This window comes from Anoxynatronum buryatiense (assembly GCF_900182905.1).
Taxonomy (GTDB): Bacteria; Bacillota; Clostridia; order Peptostreptococcales; family Tindalliaceae; genus Anoxynatronum; species Anoxynatronum buryatiense.
Genome location: NZ_FXUF01000028.1, coordinates 1 through 8,899 on the forward strand (window position 1 = coordinate 1; position 8,899 = coordinate 8,899).

The following is an 8,899-nucleotide window of genomic DNA, read 5'->3' on the forward strand; positions in this document are numbered from 1 at the left end:
CACCAGAGGCTCGCTGTCAAGAAGACCGTGGAATAAAAAGTGATTTGACTCAGAAAAACTCATTTTTAGTTGTCCTTTTTCTTGACAGAAGACCACTAAACGAGGTAAAAAGATCAAGCCCAAGGAAGAAGCCATGAAGAATGCGGCCCGAAACTACGGCTACTTTGCCCTTCTCTCCAATGAGGTGAAGGACCCCTTTGAAGCCCTTTCTCTCTACCGCAGCAAAGACATTGCAGAAAAGGGGTTTGGCGACCTGAAAGAGCGGCTGAACTTCCGCAGAATGCAGGTTTCTTCTCAATTGTCCCTGGACGGCAAGATATTCGTTGAGTTTATTGCCTTAATCTATTTGTCTTACGTGAAAAAGAAGATGCAGGATGCCGGCCTCTTTACCAAATGGACCCTCCAGGGTCTCCTGGATGAACTGGATGCCATTGAGCTGTTTGAATCACCCGAGCATGGTCGCCTCTTGGGTGAAGTGACACAGAAACAGAAAGATATTTATATAGCGTTAGGTGTGGATCCGCCCTCGTTATAAATTCCGGGAATGCAGGATCTAAGGCTAAGGAACGTCTTGAGTGCGAGGACGTTAGATGATATTTGAAAAAAATGGGAGAATATGAAAAAGGAGCATTCCTGTAAGGAAAGAAAATGAGATTTGAAAAAAGTAAGTCCCCACAGTAGAATAGAATTGTTTCCGGCCGGAAACACAAAACTAAACTACAGGAGGACTTACAGTATGAATTTAGCACAAAACGAACGCATTAATCAAGTGAAAGAAAGCAGTATTGTCATCGGAATCGACATCGCCAGTGAAATCCACTACGCCCGGGCCTTTGATTGGCGAGGGATAGAGCTGGGAAAAGTACTGCGATTTGAAAACAAACTGCAAGGCTTTGAGAAACTGCAAGCGTGGATCGAAGGATTGGAACAGGAACACCAGAAAGACAGCGTCCTGCTGGGAGCAGAACCTACCGGGCACTACTGGTTCAACCTGGCAGATTACTTGAAAGAAAAAGGCCTACTCCTGGTGCTGGTGAATCCCTACCACGTGAAACGCAGCAAAGAACTGGACGACAACCACCCCAGTAAAAGCGATCGGAAAGATCCAAAAACCATCGCCAAACTGGTGATACAGGGCCGGTACATGACCCCCTACATCCCAGAAGGCATCTATGCTGACCTGCGAATTGCCATGAACAGTCGGCAACGCATTATCAAAGAACTCAATGGCATCAAAAATCGGATCGAACGATGGCTGAGCATCTACTTTCCAGAGTACAAAGAAGTCTTCGCCAGCCCCTACGGCATTGGCAGCCTTGAGATACTAAAGACCTGTCCACTGCCCCAGGAAGTCATAGACCTGGGGGAAGAAAAAATCAACCAACAATGGCGGACAAAAAAGATAAGAGCAGTGGGAAACAAGCGCGCCAAGAGACTCTACGAAACAGCCAGGAAAAGCATCGGTCGAAAAGAAGGCAGCCAGATGGCGAAAATGGAACTGGAGATGCTGTTGGAAGACTACGAAAAGAAGCACCACCAGCTTACAGTTCTGCACCATACCATCGAATCCCTGTGCCAGGAAATACCAGCGATACACCAAATGCTGGCCATCAAAGGAATAGGCCTCGTCAGCATAGCTGGCATCTTCGCAGAAATAGGCGATATCAGCCGATTTGATTCACCCAAACAAATCCAGAAACTGGCAGGGTTGGCCATCGGAGAAAACAGCTCCGGCAAACACAAAGGCAAAACCAGCATCACCAAACGAGGGCGTCAGCACCTACGAGCAGTGCTATTCCAAGTCATCCTGCCGTTGGTAGCTAAAAATCAGGAATTCAAGGAACTACACCATTACTATACTACCAGAGAATACAACCCACTGAAGAAAAAGCAGTCCCTGATTGCCCTATGCTGCAAGCTAATCCGCATCCTCTACGGGATCAGTACCAAAGGCTTCACCTATGACGGCGACAAAATGCTCTCAGACATCAAACGAGAAATCCCCATGGCTGCATAAAGCACAGTCGCACCACCCGGCAGAAAAACATCGCTATTTATTCCGCAGATCCCTTGATCGTGAGCCTCGGCCGGCATGGGTACAGGCATCAAGGGCATCACCTTGAGTCAGGGAAGAAAAGCGCTACGGGGGTGGAGGTGATGCCAGGCACAGCAGCCTACCATGCCGGCACTCACGGTAAAGGGATCCTTACGGCATAAACCGCTCATAGGAGAACCGCAGCACCTTGCGAAAAAACATTCGACCGGGAAAGCGTCCACAAAAGTGCCGGAAGAATGGGAGAACCAACTTAATTCACAAGAAGCAGGTAGTCAGATAATATTCCATTAGAGCATCGACTCGGTGAAGGAGCACACATGACACCCACTTTATGGATAGGTAGAACGAAGGAATTGAGGGCGCCGGTAAACACATCGGATGATCCTGCTAGACATGGGAGGGTTTGCTGCCATAAGAGGTGTGGGGATTACCGCGAAATAAAGCAAAAGCCAGACGCTTAGCTTGTGGTATCCAAAAACCTCTGATCCAGTACCTGATACGCATGGAGTCCATAAGAAGCTTCTTGAAGACAAATGAAATACTAAGAAAACAAGAGTAAATCGAAGAAAATCTAAGAATAAATAGGGAGGAAAAATATGAAAAGTTTAAAAATATTACATTTATCCGATATTCATATTGGAGCAAATGAAACATTGCTCAGAGATTTACCCTACAAAATAGGACAAGATATAAAAGATAACAAACATAAGTTTTCTAATGAAATAAGTACAATCCTTGTAACGGGCGATATATTTGATGGGAAAAGTTCATTTAATGAGGATTTAATAAATAGAGCAATAACTTTTTTTGATGACTTGAAAACGGTAATAAACGAGAATTTTCAAAACAAAATAGATAGAAAGAATTTTGTTTTTGTTCCAGGGAATCATGATGTTATTAGAAGAGATGAAAACAAGTTTGAAAAATACGAAACTTTTCTTAAAAAATTCTACGGAGAAGAGTATTATAAAGAAAACTATGATGATAACCAGACCACTTTTAAAATATATGATGAGTACAAAATAATAATAGTAGGATTTAATTCTGTTAATATTGAAAAAAATACAGATAATGACTCTCATAAACAATGGATAAAAAGTGAAGTTCTCAATAAAGTATATATCCCCGAGAAAGAAATAGATGAGTTAGTGTCATCAATTATTAGTAAAACGCATTCATTGCAAGAAGCGTGGGATGATTATGGTGAAATTTATTTGGGACAAATTCATAAGATATTTGCTAAACTAAAAAAAATGAGAAATAACTATAAAGAATACACAATAGTCGGAGCTTTGCACCATCATTTTTATCCTTTTCCAGAAACATTCTCAAAAAATGGTGATAAAAGTATAATTAGGAACTATGCAGACATAATTTCGCAATTTCAGTCTAATAATATAAAAATAGTTTTACACGGACACAAGCATTCACCTATTCAAAGAATGATTACAGATAATAAATATTTTGAAGATACAAAAAACGGGATATTTGTATTTTCGGCTGGTAGTATTGGGAAAAACGATGTAACAAATAAATCATTTCAAATTATTGAAATACATCCCAACAAAGACGCTGTGAAAGCCAATGTTTACAATTTTAGATACAACGGTTCTCAATTTGAAGGAGTTGATTCAATATGTGTTCCACCAAAGCAAAAAAATGAAGAAACTAATTCAATTCCTTTACTAGAAGAATTTGAGAGAAGAGATCACTTCAAGTATGTAAAATATCAACAAAACATAAAAGATAAAGATAATATATCTACTGGTTTTAATTTAGATAATATTGTTAAATTTATAGGAAATTGCATTACAAAATTTGATAAGACAAAGGAAGTAATAGATAGTGAACCTAAGATTTATTACCTAATTTTATTAATAATACATTACAGAATAGTAATTCTTGACATAAATAGAAACAAAAAAAACGATTATCATGAAAGCATTTTGAAAAGTATAAAGAAAGAATTAATTGAAATACTGAATGATGATTATGTTGACAAAATAGTGCCGTTTTTAAATTCTAATTTAATGGTTGAAAGTGTTGAAAAATATAATGAAATGATAAACGAGAATAAGTATGAACAAAAGATTTATTCGGGTTTTATTACTATAACTCAATTTCTAACTGATTTATATTTAGCTTTATCCAAATATGGAGACTTCTTTTACAATGATGAAAAGATTAAAAATAAAATAAATATAAAAATGAGCAAAAATTTTATCCATTCAAAAATACCACTTAATACTATTGTATTAAGTGCAGATATCGATAGAAGAACAACAGTGGTAGAATTTAAGAGTTATGACCCAACAGCTCATAAAGTTTCTGTTTTAATAGTAAGGTACTTCGAAGAAAAATTAAATTATTTTGAAGAAACCATTAAAGATATTGGAGTAAAATTATATTATCTTGTTCCTAAGGTAACCAAAGAGGGATATGATTTGGAAAACCAAAACTTTGAAGCTTATATTCCTAAGCTATTACCACTATTAATAGGGGATAATTTATACAAAGAAAAATTTGTTTTTATTAGAGAGCTAATTCAAAATTCTATGGATGCAATTTTATTGAGAAGAGGAATTGAAAAGAAAGATATTAATGATAATTTTATTACTATTGAATTTGGAAAAGAAAGTATAGAAGATTTAGAAGATACAGAAAGAAGCTCTCCGAAAAGTTTTATTAAAATATCAGACAATGGAATAGGAATGGATACTTATAAAATTGAAAGATACTTAACAAGTATTGGAAGGAGTTTTTATACATCTGAAGAATTTGATGAATTGCAAAAAGAAAAAGGTATTACTTATAATCCAATAAGTAATTTTGGTATTGGATTTTTGTCTGTATTTTTAGTAGCTGATGAAGTCAAAATTAAAACAAGATACTTTGAAGATTCTAAAAACAAAACAGACACTTATGGAATTGAAGTTTTAATTCCAAACTATGAAGGTTGCTTTTTTATAAAGAAATTAGAAAAAAACGAATGTAAGCAAGGGACTGAAATAACGCTCTATTTAAAAAAAGAAAACGAGAAAATGGAAAATGATATTAAAAAATACATTAGTGAAACAATGCTTGATATTGAAATACCTATAAAAATTAAACGAACAGATAAGAGCGAGACCGTTATTGATAAACGCCAAATAAGAAATCAATTTAAACATAAGCTAAATAGTCCTCTTTTTAAGTTGGAGATTAAAGATGGAAAAGTAAATACGTTGACTGATAAAGATTCAAAAAGTATTATGTTTTTTAAGTTCTTTGCTAAAGACCCTAATTGGAAAGACTTAAATAATGGTATTCTTATGAAAGAGAGTAAGAATAGATTTTTAGAAAATGTTGATTATTGCGACATACTAATAGATTATCCTGCAGAGGCTATTCAACTTGATGTGTCAAGAGAGAAAATTGTTTCATATAAAAAAGAGAAAAAAGATAGCAATTGTATCTTCAATCCTAATGATGAAAAGACAAAAAATGATATATTAAATGAGTTGAAAATACAGTTTTCCGAATGGCTCGATAAGATAAAACCTGCGACTAAAATATCAAACTATAAAATTAATCTTATCCATAGATTTTTTATTTTAAATAATTGCGAAATGAATGATTTGAGCAATAAATTTTTAAAAATGTTTATTTGGATCGAGGGTGAAAAGATAAAATTTAAGTTTAGCAAGGATTCATCTATAAATCCAAGTGAATATATTTGCTTTACTAATAGTTACACTTTAAATGCTAAACAAATTATAAGCAAAAAAGATATTTTAAACAAAATCTCAAAGAATATATTAGAGAGAGATTATAAAAGAGATTTTGAAAGATATTTTGAAAGAGATTTTGAAAGAAATTTTGAAAGAAATTTTGAAAGAAATTTTGAAAGATATTTTGGAAGAGATTTTGAAAGATATTTTGAAAGAGATTTTGGAATAGATTTTGAAAGATATTTTGGAAGAGATTTTGAAAGATATTTTGGAAGAGATTTTGGAAGAGATTTTGAAAGAGATTTTGGAATAGATTTTGGAATAGATTTTGGAATAGATTTTGAAAGAGATTTTGGAATAGATTCTTTAGTATTAATGATTAGTAAGTATCAAAGCAATTCTAATATGAATAACAATAAAGAATCTAAAGGAAAATCTAGAGATGAAAATCAACATATATATTTACTTTTCTATTATTTACAATATATGTATTTAGTTTTTACAATGATCATAAAATATGACAAAAAAATTGACTTTGAGATAGAATTATAAAAAACATCATCTAACAGAGGCTATATGCCATTAAAACGGCACATAGTGTGGGTGCTATCGCTATCTGACCGGAACCAGACGGCCTATGGAGACACAAGGGAGACACAAGGGGACGGTTCTTTTGTGTTATATATCGTGCGGGAAAAGCAAATTGACTACTAAAGAAAGTAAAGAGAATGGGGCTAAGTTTTATAAAAGGGAGCTGGAATAACTTTGCACAATAATGTTTTTGCGATTAGGTGCTGGTAGGAACGTGTCAAAGGAAAGAACCGGTAATTGTCAAGATAGTTGTCCAAAAAACCTACCAAATTAAAGTAGAGTTTCCGGGTTTGTTGAACAACTGATTTGGGTATTCTTTTCCGATAGATCCACCAGTGTGAAGAATTAGAGCCACGCTGTGCATGAAATGGAGCCAGTCTGGTGATCGTTGAGAGCCACCTGGGTATATTGATGAGAAGCACTCAACAGTGCTAATTATCAATAGGCCTTAACTTCCTGAAAAATTTAACTCTCTAATGCCTTCTTCATGCTTCATCGTCCTTTTTCCCATTCATGAAGGCAAGGATTTCATCCAGACTTTTATCGCTTTTTACGAAGGCATTTAGCAGCTCTTTGCCCTGCAAATCTTGCTTCTTTTTGATCAAATGATTTAGTTCGTTAAGGGCCGCGTCGTACTTGTCTTTGGCTGCTGACACCACTTCTTGTTGTTTCCTGATCTTTTCATCAAGGGAGATACTTCTTCTGGCCATGGGCATGTTCTCCTTTTACCTGATTGATGGTTTGCAGTTGCTGGTTGATGCCGATGGCCTGTTCTCGGATGTTTTTCTCTGTCATGTCAAAGGCCTTCAGGATCTGTTTCTGGGTGGCGGTCACTGCATGATCCAGGCGGTAGTTGCCATCGGTTTGCCGGATCATTTCAATCTTTTCAAGTTCTCGGAGTGCTGCCGGCACAGTCATGAAGTTCTCTTTCTTCTCACTTTTACGCATTTGATCTTTCAGGTAGGTGTAAAACTTGTTGCGTAGGATCAATGCCACAAATTCGATGAAGATTTTGTTGTTCACGGATTCACTGCCATGGACACGGAGGCTTCTGTTCCCCAGGTATGATTTGTCGCCTCGGAAGAGCTTTTCTGAACCATCCCGGCTTTTGTAGAGCTCCAGGGCTTCTTCGGCGGTCATTTTTTCTGAGGTAATGATGATGAAGCACACACTCCGCACAATACATTAAAAACCTAACACAATTTAAAGCTACACGTACTCGAAAATCCTTTAAATCCCTGAAAAAGCTATGCTGACCCCCTTGTAAACGTATCTTCCGGGATGCCAAGGTGTTTAAGCACCGTCTTCACATTGTCAAAAAGAGGATGAGCTAACCGTCTTTCAATGCGCCCGTTGTGCTCATACAAGTTCACCCGAACAGAATAGAAAATGGTGTAAATGGCAAATAGGGTGGGGTTGAATACCTCCCGTTTGCCCAGGCCAACAATTTTTTCGCCGGTTTTCTTCATCTCCCGGCGTACCACATACTCAGCCACGGACAGGAGTAAGATGACCATCAGCATCAGATAGGCAAAGGCTTCGATCCGCTGGGGACTGTCCAGGAACATGGCGTTGACAAAATGGGGACTTTTAAGTTGTTGGAACTTTTTCTCCGTTTGGCTCTGGGTTTTGTATTCCTGCAGCAGTTGGGTGGCTGAGAAGTCTGTACGGTTACTGGCCAGGATAAAGGTGCATTCCCGGATCAGATGGGCCGTAATGGCTTTTTCGTCCTCTGTGATGTGGGGCACCAGCTGGTACACCCACTGGGGATCTTTGCCCTTAGCAGGTCGACCGGGCTTTCGTTTGGGAACTTCTTTGATGTCAAACTGCACCTGGTGGAACTTCAGTTTCTGGATGTCTTTGGAAAGCTTCTGGATTTCCAGCCGGGCATCTTCTTCACAGGCAAAGGTGCGTTTTTGGAAGGGGTTAAGTTTTTTTGCCAGTTCTTCCCCCTCTTTGGCAATTTTCTTCTGCTGGCTCTTTTCTTTCTGTTCTTTCATGGAAGCAGAATAGCAGATTCCGCAGGCAAGGGGGTATCCTTTGTACTGGATGATTTCGCTGCGTACCCGGTAGGGTACAACCTGATCTTTGGCATTGGTCAATGTTAAGGGTTCAAGGGTATCAAAGGCTTCCACGGCCAGTTGCAGCAGCTCTTTAGCTTCGGTGACGTTGTCAGGCATCCGAGTGATGAGGGTAATGCCTTTTTGGGCAGCTTTCTTCAGGTTTTCTTCTGAAAAAAGGGCGCTGTCGGCGATGTAGCAGAAGGTATCTTTGTTGATGTGAAGGGAAGACAGGACGTCTTCCACCAGTTCAAGGTTTTCGTTGTTCCAGGTTTTGTCATCTTTGTTGCCGGAGAGGACCTGGCCATCCACCACGATACCTTCAGCGGTGCCAATGCCCAGTTTGATTTGTTTTTTATCGGGTCGCTTTTGTTTGCTGTGGCCAAATCCGAATGTCAACGAATTTCTGAGCCACGTGCTGATGAATTTTTGAGCCATTGTGCTCGCGAATTTATGAGCCAATAGCTTCGTTACTGTCTTTG

The 8,899-nt window shown here is 37.9% G+C and carries 4 protein-coding genes and 2 pseudogenes; 3 read left to right on the forward strand and 3 right to left on the reverse strand.

The window, feature by feature from the left end:
• Positions 1 to 88 precede the first annotated feature (88 nt).
• The 3 genes and pseudogenes from QOL74_RS18140 to QOL74_RS18150 all read left to right on the forward strand — a co-directional run.
• A pseudogene (locus QOL74_RS18140) lies at positions 89 to 535 on the forward strand (IS1634 family transposase); the annotation flags it as partial.
• A gap of 201 nt (positions 536 to 736) precedes the next feature.
• Positions 737 to 2,017, forward strand: a complete 1,281-nt coding sequence (locus QOL74_RS18145) for an IS110 family RNA-guided transposase (RefSeq protein WP_283410922.1) — start codon at positions 737 to 739, stop codon at positions 2,015 to 2,017.
• 635 nt (positions 2,018 to 2,652) lie between these two features.
• Positions 2,653 to 6,318: a metallophosphoesterase gene (locus QOL74_RS18150; protein WP_283410923.1), complete on the forward strand. Its 3,666-nt coding sequence runs from the start codon at positions 2,653 to 2,655 to the stop codon at positions 6,316 to 6,318.
• 524 nt (positions 6,319 to 6,842) lie between these two features.
• On the opposite strand, the gene QOL74_RS18155 is transcribed toward QOL74_RS18150, so the two are convergent.
• The 3 genes and pseudogenes from QOL74_RS18155 to QOL74_RS18165 all read right to left on the reverse strand — a co-directional run.
• Positions 6,843 to 7,067, reverse strand: a complete 225-nt coding sequence (locus QOL74_RS18155; RefSeq protein ID WP_283410924.1) for an ErpK protein — start codon at positions 7,065 to 7,067, stop codon at positions 6,843 to 6,845.
• Positions 7,042 to 7,521, reverse strand: a pseudogene (locus tag QOL74_RS18160) (IS1634 family transposase); the annotation flags it as partial. The gene QOL74_RS18155 and the pseudogene QOL74_RS18160, both read right to left, overlap by 26 nt.
• An 83-nt stretch (positions 7,522 to 7,604) precedes the next feature.
• The coding region (locus QOL74_RS18165) for an IS1634 family transposase (RefSeq protein WP_283410926.1) at positions 7,605 to 8,899 on the reverse strand (1,295 nt) is incomplete at its 5' end.